The sequence below is a fragment of the Pseudomonas indica NBRC 103045 genome, assembly GCF_002091635.1.
In the GTDB taxonomy this organism is placed as follows: Bacteria; Pseudomonadota; Gammaproteobacteria; order Pseudomonadales; family Pseudomonadaceae; genus Pseudomonas_M; species Pseudomonas_M indica.
On the sequence record NZ_BDAC01000026.1, the window covers coordinates 13,158 to 34,612 of the forward strand.

Sequence of the window (21,455 nt, forward strand, 5' to 3'; positions counted from 1 at the left end):
GATCAGTCGCGCTGCAGCAGGAAGTCGGCCACCCGCTCCGCCGACGCACGCGGGTCTTCCTGCATGAAGCAGTGCCCACCGGGCACCACCTGCCCGCTCACCACCGGATTCAACGCACACCAGCGCGCCACCGACTTGGCGACGAAGGGGTAGCTCGTCTGCCCGTAGATCACCTGGGTCGGGGTGCGGACCTTGGCCAGCGACGGCCACAGCCGCCGGGGAAAGGAACTGAAGATTTCCGCCTCGCGGCTGGGCCGGCATTTCAGTTCGACGCCATTCTCCACGTCTTTCAGCGCATGGTTCACGTAGGACCGCAGCGATTCATCGCTCCAGCCCTTGAACATCCCACGTCCTTGCAGCGCAGCGAAGGCGGCGGTGCGGTCGGGCCACTGGCGGCGACGGGCGCGGGCCTTGCGCGCCAGGGTATTGCGCCGGTACAGGCCGACCACGTCGGAGAGCGCCATCACGCCGATCAAGGTGGGTGTGAAGAGCACCGGGTCGAGCAGCACGGCGCGCTGGAACAGCGCAGGTTCGCGGGCCAGGATCAGGCTGGTCAGTACCCCGCCGAAGCTGTGCCCGGCGGCGAAACAGGGCACCTCGCCGAACATTGCGCGGTTGGCCTGGAACGCCTCCACCGCCAGCTCGGCACTACGGTTCCAGCCATGGAAGCGCCCGCCGTGGTCGCTGTCGCCATGGCCCTGGACATCGCACAGCCAGAGATCGAAGGACTCCGCCAGGTGCTGGAGCATGGGCTCGTAGGTGCGCCCGCAGAAGCCGTTGCCGTGGAGGAAATGCAGCAGGGGTTTGCCGGACGGCACGCTGCGCCAGCCGCGCAGCGTGAAGCCCGCCGAGGTGGGCTGTGCCCAGGGATAGAGTTGCATGACGAAGCGCCGCTGAAATGACAGCGGGCTAGTGTAATCGGCTCAGCCGGCCAAGGCAGCGTCCGGATCGGCCAGAAAGCGTTCGAGCACGGCGTTGAGCTGGGTCGGCTGGTCCAGCGGGGTGGCATGCCCGGAATCCTCGATGACCACCAGCCGGGCATTGCGCAGCTTGCGGACATAGTCGCGCTTGTAGGCCAGCGGGGTGTAGTCGCGGTCGCCGGAGACGATCAGCATCGGCGTGGCGACGTTCTCCAGCGCCGGCCACGCCGACCAACCGGGAATCGCCCGCAGCGCATGCAGGTAGGAGGTGCGGTCGTTGCCGGCGATGCGCGCCGCGGTCTGGGCCCGCAGCGCGGCTTGGCCGGCATGGGGGAACAGCTTGCGCGCCAGCAGCCAGCCCAGTGCACGCAGCCCAAGCAGGCGGATCAGCAGCAGGCGTAGCGCCAACCGGCAGCGCAAGGCGAAGGAGTCCAGCGGAAAACTCGGTGTGCTGTTGATGGCGACGAAGCCGCGCGCGATGTCCGGGTGCGACGCCAGCAGTTGGAAGCCGATCATGCCGCCCATGGAAATGCCGACGACGAAGCAGGGCTCGATTTCTTTCGCGCGGATGAACTCGGCCACGTCTTCGGCGAGATCGGCCAGGCGCAGCCGGGCACGCAGCGGTTCGCTGCGGCCGTGGCCACGCAGGTCCAGCGCATAGACGCGAAAGGACCGGGACAGGTGGTCGATCTGTGGCTGCCAGTCCAGCAGCGACGAACCCAGGCCATGCAGCAGCAGCACGGGAGTGCCCTGCCCTGTGCAGATGTAGCCGAAGCGGCCACCGCTCAGTTCGATAAAGTCCATGTCGGTTTTCTCCTGTCGGCAATTAATTGTTTATTCGTCTATTACCCGCTAATCGCTTGTTTGCCTTGCGTCGAGGAATGCGACTAGAATCCGATCGCTACGGTTCGGGAATTCGCCATGTACAGTCTTGCCAGCCCCACTCAGGCCCGCAGTAAGAAAGCCCTCGAGCGCTTCCTCAACGTGGCCGCCGAACTGCTTGCCAACAATACGTTCGAAGAAACCGGAATATCCCAGATCGCCCAACTTGCCGAATCATCGGTGGGAACTTTCTATCGTTTGCTCGGTGACAAGGACATCCTTCTTTATGCTGTGCACGAACGTTTCGTCAAAGAAAGCCAGAGTGCCATCGACGAAAGTATCGAAGCGTTATTGCAGGACGACTTGAGCGCTTCCGAACGCATCGACCGTTTCATCCGTACCCTCATCACCCTGTTCGCCCAGCGCGAAGGCCTGCTCCGCGCCTTGATCCGCCGCAGCTCCAGCGACCTGCAGTTCCGCCAGCGTTTCCACCAGCTCAACGCCGCCATCGGCCAGGCGTTCTGCCGTATCGTGCTGGCCCAGCCGCAGGCGATCCGCCACCCGCATCCCGACCAGGCGGCCGATCTTGCCGCGCATATGATGCTGGCCAGCATGAATTACTACACCCTCACCGGAAGTCTCGGCATGACGCCTGCGGAATCCATCCCGCAGGAACTTTCCCGTCTCGTCCTTAATTATCTCGAAGTGTCCGACGTTTAACGCCGACTATCCCGTCTTAATTGTGCCGGCGTGAAATCGCTGGGTTTAAGGGCAATGGAAAATTCATCGGCCGGTTCCTGGTTGGAAAGAATGCCGATGACATAACGACCACTGATCAAGTCGTATACGGCATCGCCTTTCGTCCATAACAACGGCTGGTCGTAATAATTGATCGTATAGGACTCACCGACGCGCCATAAGTTATCCCGATTATCGTAATGATCGACCACGACGATCTGATAACTGTCTTCGTCGAAATACAGATCGCGTTGTTTATAGATATGCCGCATGCCTTTCTTCAAGGTGGCGCGCACATGCCAGACCCGGTGCAGTTCATAACGCAGCAGGTCCGGGTTCACATGACCGGGCTTGACGATGTCCGCATAGGTATTGGTCTTGGCCGCGAACTTGTAGCTGTTGTAGGGCACGTACATTTCCTGCTTGCCCACTAGTTGCCAGTCGTACTTGTCCGGCGCGCCGGAGAACATGTCGAAGTTGTCGGTGGTGCGCATACCGTCGGAGGCGGTGCCGGGCGAGTCGTAGGCGACGTTGGGCGTACGCCGGACACGGCGCTGACCGGCGGCGTAGAGCCAGGCCAGGCGTGGCTCCTTCACCTGGTTGACGGTCTCGTGCACCAGCAGTTCGGTGCCGGCCAGGCGCGCCGGCGCCAGCACCGACTGGCGGAAGTAGAACAGCACATTGCCGTTCCCCTTGCTGTAGTCGCCCGCATCGGCGTTGAACAGGAACAGGTCCTCGATGCTGGTCATAAAGTAGTCGCCATTGGCCTGCGGCACCGCCTGGGCGTAGTAGCGTTTGACGCTGTCGCCGCGGTAGCGGGTCAGGTGGTTCCACAGGACTTCCAGCGCCGACTGCGGGATGGGGAATGGCGTGGCGACCTGGAAATCGGCGATGCCGTTGCCGTTCTCGATCAGGCTGGCGGTGAGCGCGTTAGCCTTGGCCGCCTCGTAGACCTTGGCCGGGTAGGACGCCGAGCGGCGGCTCGGATAGACCGGCAGCTTCCAGGAAGGGAACCGCTTGAGCATCGCCAGTTGGCCGGGGCTCAGTTGCGCCTTGTACTGGTCGGCGTTGGCCGCGGTGATGGTGAACAGCGGCTGGTCGGCGACGAAGGGGTCCTTGTAGCCCTGGGCCGGATCGTAGGCATTCGCCGAGCGCGCCAGGCCGCCGTCCCAGGCGGGAATGGTTCCCGCCGCGTTGCCGGCGCGCTCCGCGCCCAGCGGGGTGAGGTCGGCGTCCAGGCGGGCGGCCTGGTCCGCCGGGACCTTGGCCAGGGCATGGGCGGCGCAGCCGAGCAGCACGGCGGCTAGGGTTGCGCTCATCAGTCGAAGGGTCATGGCGTGTCCGTCCCTGTCAGAAGCTGTATTTGACGTTGAAGCTGAGGTAGTCGCGGTCGCTGCGCTTGTTGGCCAGCCCGCCGCCGGCGTAGCCGACGTACTTGACGCCGAAGGTCAGCGACTCCTGATAGATGGCGTCCAGCCCCAGCGAGTAGCTGCGGGCGTTCTCGACGATGCCGTTGGTGAGTTGCGGCGCGATGCCGTTGATCCCGTACTGGTAGCTGACGCTGGGAACCAGGTTCACCAGGTTGAACACGTTGGTGTAGTTCAACGACAGGCTGGCCTGGGCGCCGACGGCATGGGTGGTGGCGTCGTAGTAGTCGACGTCGTCCTCCAGGTCCTCGACCCGGCTGGCCACCAGTTCCGACAGCAGGGTCGCGGAGTCCGAGTCCAGCAGGCCGTTGAAGTTGTAGATGGCCACCAGGGACGCCTGGTACATCTTCTTCTCGCGGTAGCCGTCCAGCCGCGTACCCACCGGCAGCCCGGCGAGGTTGCCGAGCAGTGCGGTCGGCAGGTATTCCCCGAGTCCCAGGGCGATAGGCGCGTCCGGGCGATAGCTCAGCTCGCCGGCCAGCGACAGGCCGTTGAGGAAGCTGTCGCCGCCGATGGTGGTGTTGAAGCTGATGCCGAACAGGTCGCGGTCTTCCAGGAATTCGGCGTAGTAATTCGAACTGCTCGCCACCGGCAGCACACCGACCACCGGCAGGACGGTGGGCTGGCCGACGGTCAGGCCGAGCATGGGCACGTTCATGTTGTAACGCAGGTAGTAGAAGCCCAGCTCGGTGTCGTTCAGCTCCGGTACGTACCAGCGCAGGGCCAGGCCGTACTGGGCGGCACCGTCGGCCTCCAGGTCACGGCTACGCGGAATGAAGGTGGTCGGCAGGTAGGCGCGAAGCAGGTCGTTGAGGGGGCCGGGCGGCAGGGTGTCGAGGTAGTCCTGCAACTGCTCCGGGCTGTCGAAGGCCAGGCCGCCGGGCAGGGGCTCCTGCAACGGCGGGACGGACAGGTAGTTGCAGCCCTCGCCGATCACGTCGAGGGTCGAGTAGTAGGTGCCGCAGGGGTCGATCTTCGAGGACTCCCAGGCCCAGCCCGGCTGCCAGTAGCCTTCCAGGGTCAGGTTCTCGCGCAGCTCGAAGGAGGCGTAGGCCATGAAGGTGGGCATGTAGGCCTCCTTCACTTCCGAGCCCGGCGCCCGCAGCGCGTTGATGTCCACCGGGTTGGTGACGCCGATGCCGTTCTGATAGAACAGCCCTTCGCCCCAGTTGATCACCTGTCGCCCCAGGCGTGCATTCAGCGCGTGGTCGTCGAGAGTCCAGCTACCGTAGACGAAGGCGTCGAGGATTTCCGCGTCCGAGCCGGCTTCGTCGAGGCCGTCCGAGCTGATCTGCCGGTGCCGGCGCTCGTCGTCTTCCAGTTCGAAGTCGTAGAACGCCCGGCCGCGCAGGAACAGGCCGTAGGTGTCGCGGTAGCGCAGGTCCATCTCCGAGACGACCTTCACCACCTCGGAAAACAGCTCGCCCTGCTTGAAGTTGAGGTTGCCGTCGTCGCTGTTGATCAGCGCCGCATTGTCGCCCCGGCCGCCGTTGGCGCGGGCGATCAGCTTCTGGTCCTGGTCCTCCATGCGGTAGCTGAGGCCGTAGGACAGCGTCGTGTCGAGGGAAGTCGTCCAGTCGCCCGAGCGCACTTGGAACGCCGTCGCCTGCGTCGAAGGCAGCAATCCGCAGATAGCCAGCGTCGCAACGCCCAGACCTCGTCCTTGCTTGGTCACGATGACCTCCTGTTGGGTTCTTATTATTCGGAATCGGAACATCGGTTCCGAATAATGTAGCCCAGTCCGAAAAACTGACAAGCCGTGGCGCGAAAAAAATTTCTCCCTTCACGAAGACAGGACGCAGAGAGCCCGCCGGCTGCCTGCAAGCGTAGCCCAGCGAATCAGCGCCTTGACGGAATCGGAATTTCTGTTTCGATTTGATGACAAGAATGCAGGATCGTCATTCCCGCAGCGCAGGAAGCAGGCTGCCAAGGGAGCCGGAGTGTCACGCACCCACCGCCTGAGTGGTTCAGGGCGAGCCGTTCAGCCATCGAGTCACACAACTACAAGAAGGTACTCGTCATGCTGCGCTCTTTTGCTACTGCTACCTGCCGTTCGCTTCTCTGTGCGCTTCTCGCCCTGCTCGGCACCGGCATCGCCTGGGCCGACTCCCGTTGCAGCGAACGAAGCGCGACGCTGCTGCTGCCCGCCAAGGTCAGTTGCAGCTACCAGACCACCTGGATTTCGTCCGGGCCGCTGAGCATCCGCCAAGTGATCTACCAGACGCCCCTGGGCACGCCGCCGGCCAAGGGCTGGCCGGTGGTGCTGGTCTACCAGGGCTCGTTCTTCCCGTTGGACGACTTCACCTACTACAGCAACATGCCCTTCGGCGGTTTCTACGAGGGAAAATTGATCCAAAAGCTGCTGGACAACGGTTACGCGGTGATCGCCCCCAGCGCCCCGGCCGACCTGTTCTGGCAGACCAACATACCCGGCCTGGCGCAGGCCTATGAGCTGAGCACCGACTATCAGTTCATCGGCAACGTGCTGCAGGCGATCCGCCAGGGGCATTTCGGCCGGCTCGACCCCAGCCGCCAGTACGCCACCGGCATCTCCAGCGGCGGCTACAACACCAGCCGGATGGCGGTGTCCTTCCCCGGCCAGTTCAAGGCGCTGGCCATCCAGTCGGCATCCTATGCCACCTGCAGCGGCCCGGTGTGCGTGGTGCCGGAGCTGCCGGCGAATCATCCGCCGACCACCTTCCTGCACGGTTTCGTCGATGCCGTAGTGCCCTGGTGGAGCATGGACCTGTACTACGACCGGCTGCTCTACCAGGGCATCGAAACCACCCGCTACACCGAACCCCTGGGCGGCCATGAGTGGTTCTCCGCCTCGCCCCGGCACATCCTCGCCTGGTTCAACGCCCACCCCTGACGAGGCGTCCTCGAGCCGGTTTTCAAGCGCCGGAACGTGAGCGGATTTCCGCTCCCGTTCCGGCCGCTTCGGCACGATCTTGCTTACCGAAATGAGGCCGCCCGCCCTGAAAGTCGCGGATTACGCGGGTTCCAGGCTTGGCACGACGCCTGCTATCGCCTTCCTCACCCAACGCCGGCCAGACCGGCGCCATAACGACAAGAGAGGAACGTGATGGACAATTCCAGCACCCTGATCACCCCTGCCGTGCCCCGAACCACCTCGCAGCGCCTGAAATCCATCTTCAGCGGCTCCGTGGGTAACCTGGTCGAGTGGTACGACTGGTACGTGTACGCCGCCTTCTCCCTGTACTTCGCCAAAGCCTTCTTCCCCCAGGGCGACATGACCGCCCAACTGCTCAACACTGCCGCGATCTTCGCCGTGGGCTTCCTGATGCGCCCGATCGGCGGCTGGCTGATGGGCATCTACGCCGACCGCAAGGGACGCAAGGCGGCGCTGCTGCTGTCGGTCCTGATGATGTGCGGCGGCTCGCTGATCATCGCCCTGACGCCGGGCTACGAAACCATCGGCGTCGCCGCGCCGATCCTGCTGGTGCTGGCGCGCCTGCTCCAGGGCCTGTCGGTGGGTGGCGAATACGGCACCTCGGCCACCTACCTCAGCGAGATGGCGACCAAGGAGCAGCGTGGCTTCTACTCCAGCTTCCAGTACGTCACGCTGATCTCCGGCCAGCTCATCGCCCTCGGCGTGCTGATCGCACTGCAGCAAACACTCAGCACCGAGCAACTGGAAAGCTGGGGCTGGCGCGTGCCCTTCTTCATCGGCGCCTTCTGTGCGGTCGCCGCGCTGTATCTGCGCCGCGGCATGGAAGAAACCGAGTCCTTCACCCAGAAGAAGGACAAGCCGAAGGAAAGCCTGCTGCGTACCCTGCTGCGCTATCCCAAGGAAGTGCTCACCGTGGTCGGCCTGACCATGGGCGGCACCCTGGCCTTCTACACCTACACCACCTACATGCAGAAGTACCTGGTGAACAGCGTCGGGATGAGCAAGAACGACTCGACCATGATCTCGGCCGCCACCCTGTTCCTGTTCATGCTGCTGCAACCCATCATCGGCGCGCTGTCCGACAAGATCGGCCGGCGTCCGATCCTCATCGCCTTCGGCGTGCTCGGAACCCTCTTCACCTACCCGATCCTCAGCGCCCTGCAAGGCGTGCAGAACTGGTGGGACGCGTTCCTGCTGATCATGCTGGCGCTGATCATCGTCAGCGGCTACACCTCGATCAACGCCGTGGTGAAGGCCGAACTCTTCCCCACCGAGATCCGTGCCCTCGGCGTCGGCCTGCCCTATGCGCTGACCGTGTCGATCTTCGGCGGCACTGCCGAGTACCTCGCCTTGTGGTTCAAGAGCATCGGCATGGAGAGCGGCTTCTACTGGTACGTCACCGGCTGCATCGCCTGCTCGCTGCTGGTGTACGTGTTCATGAAGGACACCCGCCACCACTCGCGGATGGATCGGGATTGATCCGCGGCCGGGTCAGAGGCGACATGCCTCCAGCCCGGCCTTCAACGCCGCTTCGTCCTGCGGGACGGCGAAGATCAGTTCCAGGCGCGAATCCTTCCGCCATTCGCTGGCCTGCCAGTGGATCGGCTGGCCGTCCAGGGCATTGCCGGACAGCCAGCCGGCGTTGGTCTGCAACACCAGCTTGGCCCGGCGCCAGGGCAGGCTGGCCAGCCAGAGCTGGACACGCATCAGTTCGAACCGCTGGCTCGGGTGCCAGCGCCAGCCGATGCTCCAGCCTTCGGCCTGGGTATGGGTCTGGCAGATGGGCTGCCCCGGATCGCGCCAGAGCGTCGGCAATGCCGCCGGCCCCTTGGGCTGAGGCAAGGACGCGGCACCCGCCCCCGGGCGCCGGTCGATACCGGGCAACCGCCCCAGCGGCAGCGCTCCTTGGGACGTCCAATGCAGCGTGACGGAGGGCAACGCCTCGGCCAGCCGGGCACGGGTCGCCTCGTCGAGATGTTCCGCCTTGTTCAAGACCAGCAGCGCCGCTTCCGGCAGTGCGTCGCGCTGGCTGTCCGGCAGGGGCTGGCCGGCCGCCATGGCCTGGGCATCCAGCACCATGACGCACGGTTGCACGGCCAGTACGCCGTCCCAAGGCGGCTCGCGCAGTTGCCGCAGCAGTTCGCCCGGGTGGCCGAGGCCGGAGGGTTCGATGAACAGGCGGTCGGGCTTCGCCTTGCGCAGCAGCCGGCCCAGCCCGATCTGGAACGGCGCGCCGTTGACGCAGCACAGGCAGCCGCCCGCCACTTCGCCCAGGGCGATGCCGTCTTGATCGGTGGTCAGCAACGCCGCGTCCAGGCCGATCTGGCCGAACTCGTTGATCAGGATCGCCCAGCGCTCGCCGTCCGGCTTCTGTGCCAGCAGGTGGCGGATCAGGCTGGTCTTGCCCGCGCCCAGGGGGCCGGCGATCAGGTGGGTGGGAATGTGTTCGAGCATGGGCTTATGGTGAGGCCTGTCCGGGCCGCAGACAAATCCACTCTGTTAAAGTGCGCGTCCGTCATCGGGAGATCGTTCATGCGCCGTTGGTTCCTTTCCTTGCTGGCCGCCCTGCCCCTGTTCGCCCAGGCCGAGGCCTGCATCGTGCACAGCCGCGCCGAACGACTGGACGTGAAGGTCTGCCAGCAGAACCGCAGCATCCCCGAAGCGCTGTTCCGCAGCGGCTTCTGCCAGCCGCAATTGCAGGGGCAGGAAGTCGAGGTGGAGTTCGTCGAACAGTGCCCACAGGGCGCCTTCGGCATTTGCAGCGACGCCCAGGCGAGCAACATGCCGTACCGGCAGGATATCCATTACTACGGCGTGGCCAGCGATGCCGCCTTCCTCAAGCCCTATTGTGAGCAACAGAGCAAGGGGAATTGGCTGAAGCCCTGAGCGACTCAGCCAAGCCAATCCAGTGTCAGCAACAACCGACGTTCGCCCGGCGCCGGTTGCGGCGAGCGGTGGATGAGGCCGGCGCCTTCGTTGCCGATCCACTTCTCGCCCTTGAGCAACGCCACGTGGCCGGTCTCGATCTGCCGGATACCCTCCGACGGCTCGCCGTCCGGATCACCCAGGCGGCGGCGATCCATCGCCCCCTCTTCCAGCCATTGGCTGCCGACCCCGGCATAGGTGGTCACCAGCCGCAGCGGCACGTGGTCGACGTGGAAGCGCGGGCACATGGCCTTGTCCAGCACGCGCAGGCGCAACCCGATGCGCCGGGCCTCCAGCAGGCAGGCGTAGGCCCGCACCAGCCAGGCCACATCGGCGACGAATTCGGCATGGCCGGGCAGCGCGGAGAAGTCCCCGGCCAGCGCCTGCAAGGAGGGCTCGGCTTCGTTCTCGATCTCCAGGGTGAGGGATTGCGCCAGCGATTCGCCGCTGGCCAGCAACCGGACGGCGAACCCTGCCACGACCTCCGGCAGGCCGCGCTGCCACACCGCCAGGTTGACCCCGTCGAGCAGCGCATCGGCGAGCACGTCCGGCTGCGCATCCAGCCGCTGCCGCACCGCTGGAGCCAACTTCCGGGCCAGCATCAGGCAGCCTCCTCGGTCCAGCGCGCGAAGGGGTCCGGCAGACGTTGCCAGGCGTCCACACCCTCGCTCCATTCCGCATCGGTCAGCAGGCAGCTATCGAGTTCCGCGTTCAGCAGGGCGAAGTCGATGTTCTGCCCGATGAACACCAGCTCCTGGCGGCAATCGCCGACCTCGTCGGTCCAATGGCGCGTGATCGCCGCCAGGCTTTCCTCATCCACGGGCCAGTGGTCGCGCGATACGAAACACCACCAGCGACCGGCGAAGCCATGCCGCATCAACCCACCGGCCTGCGACCAGCTACCGACGTCCTGGGGCCGGCTGGCCAGCCAGAAATAGCCTTTGGAGCGGAGCAGGCGCCCATTGGTCCATTCCCGGTTGAGGAAATCGAAGAAGCGCTGCGGGTGAAAGGGCCGGCGCGCCCGGTATGCCGTGGAGGCGATGCCGTATTCCTCGCTTTCCGGCACGTGTTCGCCGCGCATCTCCTTCAGCCAGCCAGGCGCCTGGGCGGCACGCTCGAAATCGAAGCGGCCGGTATCGAGTATCTTCTCCAGCGGCACCTGGCCCATGACCATCGGAATGATCTCCGCCGTGGCGTTCAGGCGCCCGAGGATGGCCAGCAGTTCGTCGCGCTCGGCCTGGCCGATCAGGTCGATCTTGCTGATCAGGATGACGTCGGCGAACTCCACCTGCTCGATCAGCAGATCGGTGATCGAACGCTCGTCGTCCTCACCCAGGGTCTCGCCCCGGCTGGCCAGGCTGTCCGCCGCCTGGTAGTCGCGCAGGAAATTCAGCCCGTCGACCACCGTGACCATGGTGTCCAGCCGCGCCAGGTCGGACAGGCTGCGGTCCTGCTCGTCGCGGAAGGTGAAGGTCTCGGCCACCGGCAAGGGCTCGGAAATCCCGGTGGACTCGATCAACAGGTAGTCGAAGCGACCTTCCCGGGCGAGCCGGCTGACTTCTTCCAGCAGGTCTTCGCGCAGGGTGCAGCAGATGCAGCCGTTGCTCATCTCGACGAGCTTTTCCTCGGCGCGATTGAGGCTGACGTCGCGCTGGACCTCGCCGCCATCGATGTTGATTTCGCTCATGTCATTGACGATCACCGCGACCTTGCGGCCCTCGCGGTTCTTCAGTACGTGGTTGAGCAGCGTGCTCTTGCCGGCGCCGAGAAAACCGGACAGCACGGTGACAGGCAGGCGTGGGTTCATGGCATTCCTCATCAGACGTTACGCAGGTGTTTTTCCAGTTGCTCCTGGCGCTCCTTGGCCTCGATGCAGAGCGTCGCGGTGGGGCGCAGGAGTAACCGTTGCAGACCAATCGGCTCGCCGGTTTCGGCGCACCAGCCGTATTCGCCCCGGGCCAGGCGCTCCAGGGCTTCGTCGATCTTGTCGAGCAGCTTCTTTTCCCGTTCCAGCAGGCGCAGTTGCCACTGGCGCTGCTCCTCGCGGCTGGCCAGGTCGACGTCGTCCGCGGGGCGATCCTGCTCGCGCAGCTCGTCGAACTCGCCGTCTATGCGGCTGCGCAGCGATTCGCGCTGGCGCAGCAGCAGGTCCTTGAAAAAGGCTTGCTGGGCCTCGTTCATGTAGGCCTCGGGGGGCTGTTGGAGCAGTTCTTCTTCGGTCATGGCTGAATCCGGTTGGCTTCCGTAATTGTTATAACATAACATTTACGTTCGACCATTGCTGCCGAGCGAATCCCGATGAACGCCATAACCCTGCCGGATATCGCCATCCAGTCCAGCCAACAGCAGCAGCCCCTCGACTGGGTTGGCATGTGCGGCATCGCCCTACCTCTGCTGCTGGAGGGGCAACGCATCCAGGCCCATGCGGACGCCGGTGTCAGCCTGGACGACGGCAGCGCCCGCGGCATTCATATGTCGCGCCTGTACCTGGCGTTGGCCGATTTGGAGCACGAGCCGCTGACCACGCCGCTCGTGCGGCGCGTACTGGAACGGTTTCTTCACAGCCATGAAGGACTTTCCCAGCGCTCGGAACTGCGCCTGCGTGGCGAGCTGCCGCTCAGTCGCCCGGCGCTGGTCAGCCCGCTCAGCGGCTGGAAGGCCTATCCCTTCGAGGTTCTGGCGAGGCTGGATGCCGCTGGGTTTCACGTGGAACTGCAGGTGGAGGTCGTCTATTCATCCACCTGCCCCTGCTCTGCCGCGCTGGCCCGGCAGCTCATCCAGCAACGCTTTGTCGAGGATTTCGCCCAAGGCCCGCTGGACCGCGCCGAAGTGCTGGCCTGGCTGGGTAGCAGCCAGGGCATCGTCGCCACGCCCCACAGCCAGCGCAGTACCGCCAGCCTGCGCGTGCGGTTGGATGGGCACGCCGCAGACTTTCCCATCGAGCGCTTGGTGGATTGCGCCGAAGCAGCGTTGGCCACGCCCGTGCAAACCGCGGTGAAACGCGCCGACGAGCAAGCCTTCGCCCTGGCCAACGGACAGAACACGATGTTCTGCGAGGATGCGGCGCGCCGCCTCCATCGGGCGCTGCGCGGCCTCGATGAGGCCCGGGGCTTCCGGGTACGCGTCGTCCATGCCGAAAGCCTGCATGCCCACGATGCCGTGGCGGAGAGCCGTTGGAACTGGGAGGAAACCCGATGATCCGCTGCCTGGGCCTGCAATGGGGACCGGCCGGTCGGCCACTCACTCCGCCCCTGGACCTGCCTCTGCCGGCCGGCAGCCTGACAGCCATCACCGGCGCCAACGGCAGCGGCAAAAGCAGCCTGCTGAAGGTACTGGCCGGTCTGCACAAGCCCCTGGCCGGACAACTACGCCTGGCGGTTCCCTCGCTCGGTGGGGTCGGCTACTTGGCCCAGCAACAGAGCTTCGACCGGCAGTTTCCCATCGACCTGCTCGGACTGGTCGCAGCAGGCAGTTGGCGCAGCCGACTTTCCCGCATCGAACGCCGGCGGCGGCTGGACCAGGCGCTGGCCAACTGGTCACTGGACGGGCTGCAAGACCGCCCCTTGCAGGCGCTCTCTGGTGGGGAACTGCAACGCGCCCTGCTCGCCCGCCTGGAGCTGACCGAGGCGCCACTGCTCTTGCTCGACGAGCCGGCAGCCGCCCTCGACGATGCCGGGCAGGCACTCCTGTGGCAGCAGATTGCCCGCTGGCAGCGCGAAGGCCGTACCCAGCTGGTGGTCTGCCATGATCTGGACGCCGTTCGCCGCTATTTCCCGAATAACCTGCAAATCGCCGCAGATGGCTGCCTTTTCACCTCAAATTCCCGCGATTCGTTCTCCATGCGTGGACTGCGGGTTGCCTGATGGACGCGCTCTGGCAGCCCTTCGTGGAGTTCGCCTTCATGCGTCGCGCGCTGTTCGGCGGCATTGTGCTGGCCGTCAGTGCGGCGCCTCTGGGTGTCTTTTTGATTCTGCGGCGGATGAGCCTGATCGGCGACGCCATCGCCCATGGCATTCTCCCCGGCGCCGCGCTGGGCTTCTGGCTGGCCGGCCTGAGTCTGCCGGCCATGACCTTCGGCGGTCTCGGCGCCGGTCTGGCCATGGCTGGCCTGGCCGCCTGGATCACCCGCCGCACCGGCCTGCGTGAGGATGCCAGCCTGGCGGCGATCTATCCGATCTCCCTGGCCAGCGGCGTGCTCCTGCTCGGTCTGTCCGGCAAGCGACTCGACCTGCTGCACCTGCTGTTCGGCTCCGCCCTGGCCGTGGACGAAACGACGCTTCATGGCATGTTGCTGGTCGCGTCCGCCAGCCTCGTACTGCTCGTGGCGATCTATCGCTGGCTCGCCCTGGATAGCTTCGACCCGCTCTTCCTGCGCAGCGTCAGCCGGCTTGGTCCGCTGGCCCATGGGCTGTTCCTGACGCTGGTGGTGCTCAACCTGGTGGTGGGGTTCCAGGCCATCGGCGCGTTGATGGTGGTCGGGCTGATGGTGCTGCCGGCCGCCGCGGCACGTTTCTGGAGCAGGCGTCTGCCCGTCCTGCTGATACTCGCCGCCCTGCTCGCCGCCGCCTGCGTCTGGCTCGGCCTGCTGTTTTCCTACTACGCCGCGCTGCCCAGCGGGCCGTGCATCGTCCTGCTGGCTGGTGCGGCCTACCTGATCTCCGTACTGGCCGGGCCAGTCCACGGCTTGCTGCGCCGTATCCCTTCGCCGATCGCTACCTGAGGTTCCCTTCGATGCGCCTGTTATTCGCCGCTTTGCTCCTGCTTCTGCCGCTTTCCCTGTCCGCCGCGGAAAAGCTGAAGGTGGTCGCCAGCTTCAGCATCCTTGCCGACATCACCCGGCAGATTGCCGGGAACGACGTGGAGCTGCGGACATTGGTCGGCCCCGACGAAGATGCCCACGTCTACGAACCCACTCCGGACGATGCCAAGGCCTTGCTGGCAGCCGATCTGGTGATCGCCAACGGTCTCGGCTTCGAACCCTGGCTCGACCGGCTGCTGGCCTCCGGCGAGGCGCGCGGCCAACGCATCGACGCGAGCCGGGGCGTGGTGCCACTAACCATCGATGAGGACGGACATCGCATCCCGGACCCGCATGCCTGGCAGAGCCTCGCCAACGGCGAGATCTACGTACGCAACATCGCCCAGGCGCTGATGGCCGCCGATCCGGCGCATGCCGATACTTACGCCCAACGCCGCGACGCCTACCTGCAGCGCCTGCAAGACCTGCTCGCCAAGGCCAGGGAGAGCCTCGGCCGGCTGCCGGCGGGCAAGCGCCGCGTCATCACCAGCCACGACGCATTCGCCTATCTGGGGCAGGCCTATCAATTGCAGTTCCTTGCACCGCAAGGGCTGTCCACGACCGACGAGCCGTCGGCCGCCGAGGTCGCCGCCCTGATCCGGCAAATCCGCAATGAGGGCGTGCAGGCGGTGTTCGTCGAAAACATCCGCGATCCGCGCCTCGTCGAGCAGATCGCCGCTGAAGCCGGCGCCAGGGTCGGCGGCACGCTGTACTCCGACGCCCTGGCGGCGGAAGGTCCGGCCAGTACCTACCTGGGCCTGTACGAGCACAATCTGGATGCGCTGATGGACGCCCTCAAACCCTGACGCCCGGACATGAAAAAGCCCCACGGCAGCAGGCTACGCGTGGGGCTTCGAGGGAGAGATCAGTACTTCCAGCTGACCGACATGCTGGCGTTGCGCGGTGCGGCGTAATAGCCCTGGTCCCAGTACAAACTGGTCAGGTACTTCTCGTCGGTCAGGTTGTTGAGGTTGGCCGAGACGGTCCAATGCGGGTCGATGTCGTAGCTGGCCATCAGGTTGACCACGGCGTAGGCGTCTTGCTCGACCCGTGCCAGGCGACCACCGATATCCACGTCCCGGTGGATATCGTCCTGCCAATTGACACTGGCGCCGACCTTCAACTGCTCCAGGGACGGAACGCGGTAGGTCGCGGAAGCACGTACCAGGTGCTTGGGTACATAGGTCTTGCCGTGCCCGTGATTCTCGTCCTGGATATCGACATAGGTGTAACCGGCGACGGCTTGCAGCCCCGGCAACACTTCGCCGGAGACTTCGAACTCGTAGCCTTCGCTCAGGTAGTTAGCGCCCGAATAGGCTTGGCGGCCATTCACGAAGCCAGCACTTTCGGCAATGTTGTCTTGCTTGGTCTTGAATACCGCTGCGGAGACATTCAGCCGGCCATCGAACAGCTCACCCTTGACGCCTGTTTCGTAGCTGGTCCCTTCAACCGGCGCCAGACGATTGCCACTGGCATCGAGCCTCGACTGAGGGTCGAAGATTTCGGTGTAGCTAGCGTAGACCGAGAAGAGGTCGTTTATGTCATACACCAGACCGGCGTAAGGCGTGATGTCGTCATCCGAGCGTTTCTTCTTGACGCCGTAGCTGTCGCCATCGCTGTCCAGCTTGGTCGCCCGCGCACCGGCGATCAGCGACAGCTTGTCGGTCAGGCTGAAGCGAGCAGCGGAATATACGCTCTTCTGTTTGTCTTCGAAGGTGCTGCCGGCAGTCGATGCATCGAAGGGAGGCTCAGGATAGTTCCCATCCCACTCGGACATGGGCGGAAGCGCAGTACCTATGCCACGGCCGTAATATGAGTCGTCATCGAGATTCGATTTCGACCAATTCACGCCGAGCATCAATTCGTGCTCTCGACCAGCCAAGGCGAATGGCCCGCTGACATAGAGATCGGCGATCCACTGCTTGTTCTCGTCCTTGTACTGGGATGGATAGGCGGCCAAGCCTAAACCGGTCTGGGCATTCGGGGTGCCATAGACATAGAACAGCTTGGAGTCGCCTCGTTTCTCTACACGCGTCAGCACACCCTTGGCTTCCCAGCCATTGTCGAAGCGGTGGCTCAGCTCGGCGAAGGTGCGGTTTTCCTGGTTGTCCCAATAAGCCCAGTCCGACGAGGTGCTGGTGGAGCGGGAGAGGTGGGTGGGCTGGCCGGCGCTGTCGACCAGCGGCAACGCACCCCACATAGGGCTGTTGGAATCGGTCTTCTGCAGCGTATGGCCGAGGGAGAACAGGGTGCTGTCGTCCAGATCGAATTCCAATACGCCGTGGAAGACATTCTTCTCCCGGGAATAGCGATCCAGGTAGGAGTTCTTGTTTTCGTTGGCGTAGACCACACGGCCGCGAACGTTGCCGGACTCGGTCAGCGCCCCCGACACGTCGGTGTCGATGCGGCGCAGGTCCCAGGAGCCAGCGGTCAGGTCGATGCGGGCCTGGGGTTCGAGGGTCGGTCGCTTGCGTACGAAGTTGACGGTGGCGGACGGGTTGCCGGTGCCGGTCATCAGGCCATTGGCGCCGCGCACGATCTCGATACGCTCGAACGGTGCGGTGTCGATGCTGCCGTCGAGGTTGCCATAGACGAAGGGCGTGCCGAGACCGTCGTACTGGAAGTTGGTGATGTCGAAACCGCGCGCGGTGAAGTAAGTCCGGTCGGTTTCCACCTCTTCCACGGAAATACCGGTGGTGTTCTTCAACGCGTCGTTGACGCTGGTGAGCTTGAAGTCGTCCAACTGCGCACGGGTGATGGTGGAGATGGACTGCGGCGTTTCGCGCGGCGTCAGGTCCAGCTTGGTGGCGGCGCTGCTGCTCTTGGCCTTGTAGGAATCCTGCTCGGCCTCCTTGGAGTCACCGACCACGGTGAGCGTATCGAGTACCGCCGCATCGGAGCTTTCCTGGGCGATGGCCCCTTGCAAAAGGCCGAGCGAAAGCGCGGACGCCACGCAGGTGGCCAGACCGGTCTTCTTGATCACTGTTTTTCCCCGTAGATATTCGTTGGTCCCCGTCCGCCTGACTCCGAAGCGGCGACGACCTTTTTAAGCGAGCATCGTCAGGCTGGGGCTATCCAAGCCAACAGAACCAGTGACGAATGCTAATAATTATCGATAAATAATCGCATCGAGACGTGACCAGGTCAACGCAATTGAGGCTGATTAGCATTTACTAGGCGGAAATGGGGCTAAGCAAGCCGTCTGCGCAAAAAAAGCGCGGCAAACGTGTCGGGAAAAATCGAGCGCTGCGCCGGTCAGGTCGACGCAGCCGTGCTCAGGGTTGCAGGCGTACCGGGGGAACGTTGCCGCAGTCCTCGCCGATCCAGCGGGAGACGTATTCCATCTCGCTCTGCTGGGCCGCTTGGCCGCTGCGTTGGTGGGTACCGGTTATCCGCGTGACATATTCGCGATCGCTGATGAAGCGGGTTTCCCCTTCGCCACTGGCCTCCGGACAGGTGAAACGGAATGCCCAGCGTTCGGCGCTGCGCTCGGTGAATTCATTCTTGCAGCCACCCTGCTGGTGCTGCAGCGGAATGTTCTCCGCCTTGACCTGCTCGGCCGTCAGGCAGATGCGCACCCCCTTGTCACCCACCTGAACGCCCTGCTTGGCCATCATGTCTTCCATCATCTTCCGCTGCTCGGGCGGCAGGCTTTTCATGCGCTCCAGCATCTCCTGCATACCGGGCAGTTCCTGGCCGTCGACCTGCATCTTGTTGGAACTGACCTCCCACAAGCCGGGCCGGATCACCTGGGCATGGGCCACAGGAGCCAGCAGGCAGACCGCCGTCGCAATCGTCGTCGCAAGGTGTTTTTTCATGGCTGGGCATCCGATTCGCCGAAGATTCGAACTGCAAGCGTAGAACATCGTCCTTGAACCGTACCCATCAGAAGCTGCGACCATCGACCTGGACCACCTTCAACCCGGAACGATCCAGCTCGGGCAAGCAGCGGACATTGATCGCCGCCGTCTCCTTCCCGCTGAGGTCCTTGCCGAAGCCGAACGGCGCACAACCGCACACCGGGCAGAAGTGATGGTCGATGACGTGCTTGTTGAAGCGATAGGTCGCCATATCCGCCTCCGGCGTGACCAGCCGCAACTGCTGTTTCGCCACGAACCACAGCAGGTATCCCTTCCGACTGCAATGGGAGCAGTTGCACTCGATGACCTGCTCGATTTCGCCCTCCACTTCGAAGGCAATGCGTCCACAGTGACAGCTTCCCTTGTGGATAACCGTATGGGTGCTCATGGTTTCCTCCTGAAAAGACGGTGCCCTTCACCATAGTCGAAGCTATCGGGAACGCGGATAAGAAAAACCCCGGCACCAGGCCGGGGCTCTTCCGATACGACGCGGGCTTCTCAGCCCTGCCCGCTTCCCTCGTGGGTCGCGGGGCTGTCCGGCGTGGTGACCGGACAGCTCCAGAGTTCCAGCGCCGGCTGGCTCGCTTTTGGCGAGCCGAGCCATTCACTCAGGTCGTGACAACGCTGGTCGAAACACAGTTGGTAATCCCCCGCCTCGGGCGTTCTGCCCAAGCGCAGCGGCTGCAAGGGCGGTAGCTGGCGCTGGTAGTGCCAGGTGCCCTCGCGCAGTTCGGCGCCGTCCGGTATTTCCATGCCGGCGCCAGAACCCTTGACTCGCGCCTCGCCGAGCAGCAGGCCGCTCGGCGTCACGCGGTAATCCTCTTCCCAGCGCACCTTTTCGATGGTGTGCCGCCAGGCCAGGGTAAAGGCCGGGACGGGCAGTTCCGCCCAGACTGCCCCGGCCAGTCCCATGCAGAGACCGATCACGCGACCACCGGCTTGCCATCGCGGCGCAGGCGCCAGAAGTGCACGGCGAGCATGCCGACGCCAAGGGCGAAGCCCAGTTCGTCGGTGATCGGCAGGGCCATGACCAGGCAGGCACCGGCGGCCAGACCGAGCAGGCGCTCCCACCAGAACAGCTTGCCGTGCAGGTAGCCCACCGACGCCACACCCCAGAGGGCGATGGCGAACATGGCCTTGACCGCCACGTAGGCTGTCATCATCAGGCTGTCGCCTTGCAGCATCAGGGCCGGTGCGTACACCGCCATGAACGGCACGACGAAGCCGGCGATGGCGATACGCACCGCCCACAGTCCGATCTTCAGGCCGGTTTCCTTGGCGATCGGCGCGGCAGCGAAGCAGGCCAGCGCCACGGGCGGGGTGAGGTCGGCGAGGATGCCGAAGTAGAAGACGAACATGTGCGAGACGATCAGCGGAACACCCAGCTCAAGCAGCGCCGGCGCGGCGATCGAGCTGGTGATGATGTAGTTCGGGATCGTCGGGATGCCCATGCCGAGGACCAGGCAGGTGAGCATGGTCAGCACCAGCGAGAGCAGCAGGTTGTCCTGGCCGATGGCGAGGATGTAGCCGGCGAAGGTGGAGGCCACGCCGGTCAGCGAAACCACGCCGATGATCACGCCGACCAGGGCACAGGCGATGCCCACCGGTACCGCGTGGCGCGCACCTTCCACCAGCGCATGCAGGCAGATGACCAGGGTGTCGCGGCCGCCCTTGAGGAACCAGCAGGTCGCCACCAGCACACCGATCACCGCGAACACGACACCGATGCCCAATTGGAAGAACCCGGCGCAGAGCAGCCCCAGGGCCACCCAGAAGGCGCCCCGCAGGCCCTTGGACGACACCCGCAGGATGATCGCCGAGCCGAGGATCACGATGGCCGTCAGCGCCAGCCCCACCATGCCGGAGAACAACGGCGTGCGGCCGGAGAACAGCAAAAAGACCAGGATGCCCAGCGGAATCAGCAGGAACCAGCGCTCCTTCACCGCCTTCCACGGGTTCGGGCACTGGTCTTTCGGCAGGCCCTTGAGGTTGGCGCGCTTGGCTTCCAGGTGCACCATCCAGAACACCGAACCGAAATACAGCAGCGCCGGAATCAGGGCCGCCTTGGCGATTTCGACGAAGGGCACGTTGATGGTTTCGGCCATGATGAAGGCCACGGCGCCCATCACCGGCGGCATCAGCTGGCTGCCCATGCTGGAGGTCGCTTCCACGGCGCCGGCGAAGGCCGGGCGGTAGCCGAAGCGCTTCATCAGCGGAATGGTGAACTGGCCAGTGGTGACCACGTTGGCCACGCCGGAGCCGGTGATGGTGCCCATCAGCGCGGAAGACACCACGGACACCTTGGCCGGACCGCCGAGCTTGTGGCCGAACAGGCCCATGGCGAAATCGGTGAACAGCTTGATCATCCCGGCCTGTTCGAGGAACGAGCCGAACAGGATGAACAGGAAGATATAGGTGGCGGATACATAGGTCGGGGTGCCGTAGAAACCCTCGGTACCGAACGCCAACTGGTTGATGATCTGGTCGAAACCATAGCCCCGGTGCGCCAGGTCGCCCGGCAGGTACTCACCGAACAGCCCATAGGCCAGGAACAGGCCACAGATTATCGGCAGCGCGATACCCATGACCCGCCGCGCCGCTTCGAAAACCAACACCATCAGGACCAGGCCGATCACCATGTCGCCGCTGGTGAGGTCACCGGAGCGCTGGATCAGGTCGGCTTCGAAAATCCACTGGTAGGCCGCCGTGCCCATGCCGGCGAGGCCGAGCAGCCAGGCCAGCGGCTGCCAGGGGCGTTTCTTGCCGAACGCCGGGAAGCTGAGGAAGACCAGCATCAGCAGGAAGCCGATGTGCACCGCCCGCAGCACCTGGGTGGAAACCAGGGGGAAGGCGGCGGTGAAAACCTGGAAGGTGGAAAACGACAGGGCGACGAAGAACAGCGCCTTCGGCCAACTGCCTGTCGCGGCCTCGAGGCCTTGATGATGCTCACTCATGGAGGGTTTCCCTCATCTACTGCAGGTGATGCCCGGAAAAACCGCTAACAAAACCTGCCGCTATCCCCAGAGTCAGGATAGCGCTGGTTTTATTAGC

General features: G+C 64.4%; 21 protein-coding genes. 8 read left to right on the forward strand and 13 right to left on the reverse strand.

Translation table 11 applies throughout. The features are described from left to right. Positions 1–2: 2 nt before the first annotated feature. Together PIN01S_RS22895 and PIN01S_RS22900 are read right to left on the reverse strand one after the other, a co-directional pair. A complete protein-coding gene (locus PIN01S_RS22895) occupies positions 3–881 on the reverse strand; it encodes an alpha/beta fold hydrolase (protein ID WP_084339227.1) in 879 nt (292 codons plus the stop codon). Positions 882–923: 42 nt separating this feature from the next. Beyond that, positions 924–1,724: an alpha/beta fold hydrolase gene (locus PIN01S_RS22900; protein WP_084339228.1), complete on the reverse strand. Its 801-nt coding sequence runs from the start codon at positions 1,722–1,724 to the stop codon at positions 924–926. Between the two features lie 117 nt (positions 1,725–1,841). Between PIN01S_RS22900 and PIN01S_RS22905 the strand changes: the two genes are divergently transcribed. Next, positions 1,842–2,462 carry a TetR/AcrR family transcriptional regulator gene (locus PIN01S_RS22905; RefSeq protein WP_084339229.1) on the forward strand — a complete coding sequence of 207 codons (621 nt, stop codon included), beginning with the start codon at positions 1,842–1,844 and terminating at the stop codon, positions 2,460–2,462. On the opposite strand, the gene PIN01S_RS22910 is transcribed toward PIN01S_RS22905, so the two are convergent. Next, entirely contained in the window at positions 2,459–3,814 is a 1,356-nt protein-coding gene (locus tag PIN01S_RS22910; protein WP_084339230.1) for a DUF1329 domain-containing protein, read from the reverse strand. The genes PIN01S_RS22905 and PIN01S_RS22910 overlap by 4 nt on opposite strands. A gap of 16 nt (positions 3,815–3,830) precedes the next feature. Continuing rightward, positions 3,831–5,582, reverse strand: a complete 1,752-nt coding sequence (locus PIN01S_RS22915; protein WP_169715873.1) for a DUF1302 domain-containing protein — start codon at positions 5,580–5,582, stop codon at positions 3,831–3,833. Between the two features lie 345 nt (positions 5,583–5,927). On the opposite strand from PIN01S_RS22915, the gene PIN01S_RS22920 reads away from it, so the two are divergent. Together PIN01S_RS22920 and PIN01S_RS22925 are read left to right on the forward strand one after the other, a co-directional pair. Continuing rightward, the gene (locus PIN01S_RS22920) at positions 5,928–6,779 is read left to right on the forward strand and encodes an extracellular medium-chain-length polyhydroxyalkanoate depolymerase (RefSeq protein WP_084339232.1); all 852 of its coding nucleotides are present in this window, start codon (positions 5,928–5,930) and stop codon (positions 6,777–6,779) included. Between the two features lie 213 nt (positions 6,780–6,992). After that, complete coding sequence (locus tag PIN01S_RS22925) at positions 6,993–8,300, forward strand: MFS transporter (RefSeq protein ID WP_084339233.1); 1,308 nt, start codon at positions 6,993–6,995, stop codon at positions 8,298–8,300. A gap of 12 nt (positions 8,301–8,312) precedes the next feature. Here the strand turns inward: PIN01S_RS22925 and PIN01S_RS22930 are convergent, their stop codons facing one another. Further along, positions 8,313–9,275 (reverse strand): CobW family GTP-binding protein, encoded by a 963-nt coding sequence (locus PIN01S_RS22930; RefSeq protein WP_084339234.1) that lies wholly within the window; start codon positions 9,273–9,275, stop codon positions 8,313–8,315. Between the two features lie 78 nt (positions 9,276–9,353). Here PIN01S_RS22930 and PIN01S_RS22935 point away from each other — a divergent pair, with 78 nt between their 5' ends. After that, positions 9,354–9,707 (forward strand): NADH:ubiquinone oxidoreductase, encoded by a 354-nt coding sequence (locus tag PIN01S_RS22935; protein WP_084339235.1) that lies wholly within the window; start codon positions 9,354–9,356, stop codon positions 9,705–9,707. Positions 9,708–9,712: 5 nt separating this feature from the next. On the opposite strand, the gene PIN01S_RS22940 is transcribed toward PIN01S_RS22935, so the two are convergent. From PIN01S_RS22940 to dksA, 3 genes are read right to left on the reverse strand one after another with little or no spacing between them, the layout of a single operon-like run. Then, positions 9,713–10,348 carry a DUF1826 domain-containing protein gene (locus PIN01S_RS22940; RefSeq protein ID WP_084339236.1) on the reverse strand — a complete coding sequence of 212 codons (636 nt, stop codon included), beginning with the start codon at positions 10,346–10,348 and terminating at the stop codon, positions 9,713–9,715. Further along, a complete protein-coding gene (gene zigA / locus PIN01S_RS22945) occupies positions 10,348–11,553 on the reverse strand; it encodes a zinc metallochaperone GTPase ZigA (RefSeq protein ID WP_084339237.1) in 1,206 nt (401 codons plus the stop codon). Before zigA ends, PIN01S_RS22940 begins: the two co-directional genes overlap by 1 nt. Before the next feature lie 11 nt (positions 11,554–11,564). Further along, positions 11,565–11,969 (reverse strand): RNA polymerase-binding protein DksA, encoded by a 405-nt coding sequence (dksA, locus tag PIN01S_RS22950; RefSeq protein WP_084339238.1) that lies wholly within the window; start codon positions 11,967–11,969, stop codon positions 11,565–11,567. Between the two features lie 75 nt (positions 11,970–12,044). On the opposite strand from dksA, the gene folE2 reads away from it, so the two are divergent. Genes folE2 through PIN01S_RS22970 form a run of 4 tightly spaced genes read left to right on the forward strand, consistent with a single transcriptional unit; the run spans position 12,045 to position 15,350 of the window. Next, positions 12,045–12,944 carry a GTP cyclohydrolase FolE2 gene (gene folE2 / locus PIN01S_RS22955; protein WP_084339239.1) on the forward strand — a complete coding sequence of 300 codons (900 nt, stop codon included), beginning with the start codon at positions 12,045–12,047 and terminating at the stop codon, positions 12,942–12,944. Then, positions 12,941–13,609, forward strand: coding sequence for a metal ABC transporter ATP-binding protein (locus PIN01S_RS22960; protein WP_084339240.1), 669 nt, complete (start codon positions 12,941–12,943; stop codon positions 13,607–13,609). Before folE2 ends, PIN01S_RS22960 begins: the two co-directional genes overlap by 4 nt. Continuing rightward, complete coding sequence (locus PIN01S_RS22965; protein ID WP_084339241.1) at positions 13,609–14,466, forward strand: metal ABC transporter permease; 858 nt, start codon at positions 13,609–13,611, stop codon at positions 14,464–14,466. Before PIN01S_RS22960 ends, PIN01S_RS22965 begins: the two co-directional genes overlap by 1 nt. An 11-nt stretch (positions 14,467–14,477) precedes the next feature. Beyond that, positions 14,478–15,350 carry a metal ABC transporter substrate-binding protein gene (locus PIN01S_RS22970; RefSeq protein WP_084339242.1) on the forward strand — a complete coding sequence of 291 codons (873 nt, stop codon included), beginning with the start codon at positions 14,478–14,480 and terminating at the stop codon, positions 15,348–15,350. A gap of 59 nt (positions 15,351–15,409) precedes the next feature. Here PIN01S_RS22970 and PIN01S_RS22975 read toward each other — a convergent pair whose 3' ends face one another. The 5 genes from PIN01S_RS22975 to PIN01S_RS22995 all read right to left on the reverse strand — a co-directional run bounded on the left by PIN01S_RS22975 (position 15,410) and on the right by PIN01S_RS22995 (position 21,358). Beyond that, entirely contained in the window at positions 15,410–17,527 is a 2,118-nt protein-coding gene (locus PIN01S_RS22975) for a TonB-dependent siderophore receptor (RefSeq protein ID WP_084339243.1), read from the reverse strand. A gap of 292 nt (positions 17,528–17,819) precedes the next feature. Further along, positions 17,820–18,362: a DUF3617 domain-containing protein gene (locus PIN01S_RS22980; protein WP_084339244.1), complete on the reverse strand. Its 543-nt coding sequence runs from the start codon at positions 18,360–18,362 to the stop codon at positions 17,820–17,822. Between the two features lie 67 nt (positions 18,363–18,429). Further along, complete coding sequence (locus PIN01S_RS22985; protein WP_084339245.1) at positions 18,430–18,792, reverse strand: GFA family protein; 363 nt, start codon at positions 18,790–18,792, stop codon at positions 18,430–18,432. A 110-nt stretch (positions 18,793–18,902) separates the two neighbouring features. Continuing rightward, positions 18,903–19,331 carry a DUF1850 domain-containing protein gene (locus PIN01S_RS22990; RefSeq protein WP_084339246.1) on the reverse strand — a complete coding sequence of 143 codons (429 nt, stop codon included), beginning with the start codon at positions 19,329–19,331 and terminating at the stop codon, positions 18,903–18,905. Then, positions 19,328–21,358 carry a TRAP transporter permease gene (locus PIN01S_RS22995; protein ID WP_084339247.1) on the reverse strand — a complete coding sequence of 677 codons (2,031 nt, stop codon included), beginning with the start codon at positions 21,356–21,358 and terminating at the stop codon, positions 19,328–19,330. Before PIN01S_RS22995 ends, PIN01S_RS22990 begins: the two co-directional genes overlap by 4 nt. Positions 21,359–21,455 lie beyond the last annotated feature (97 nt).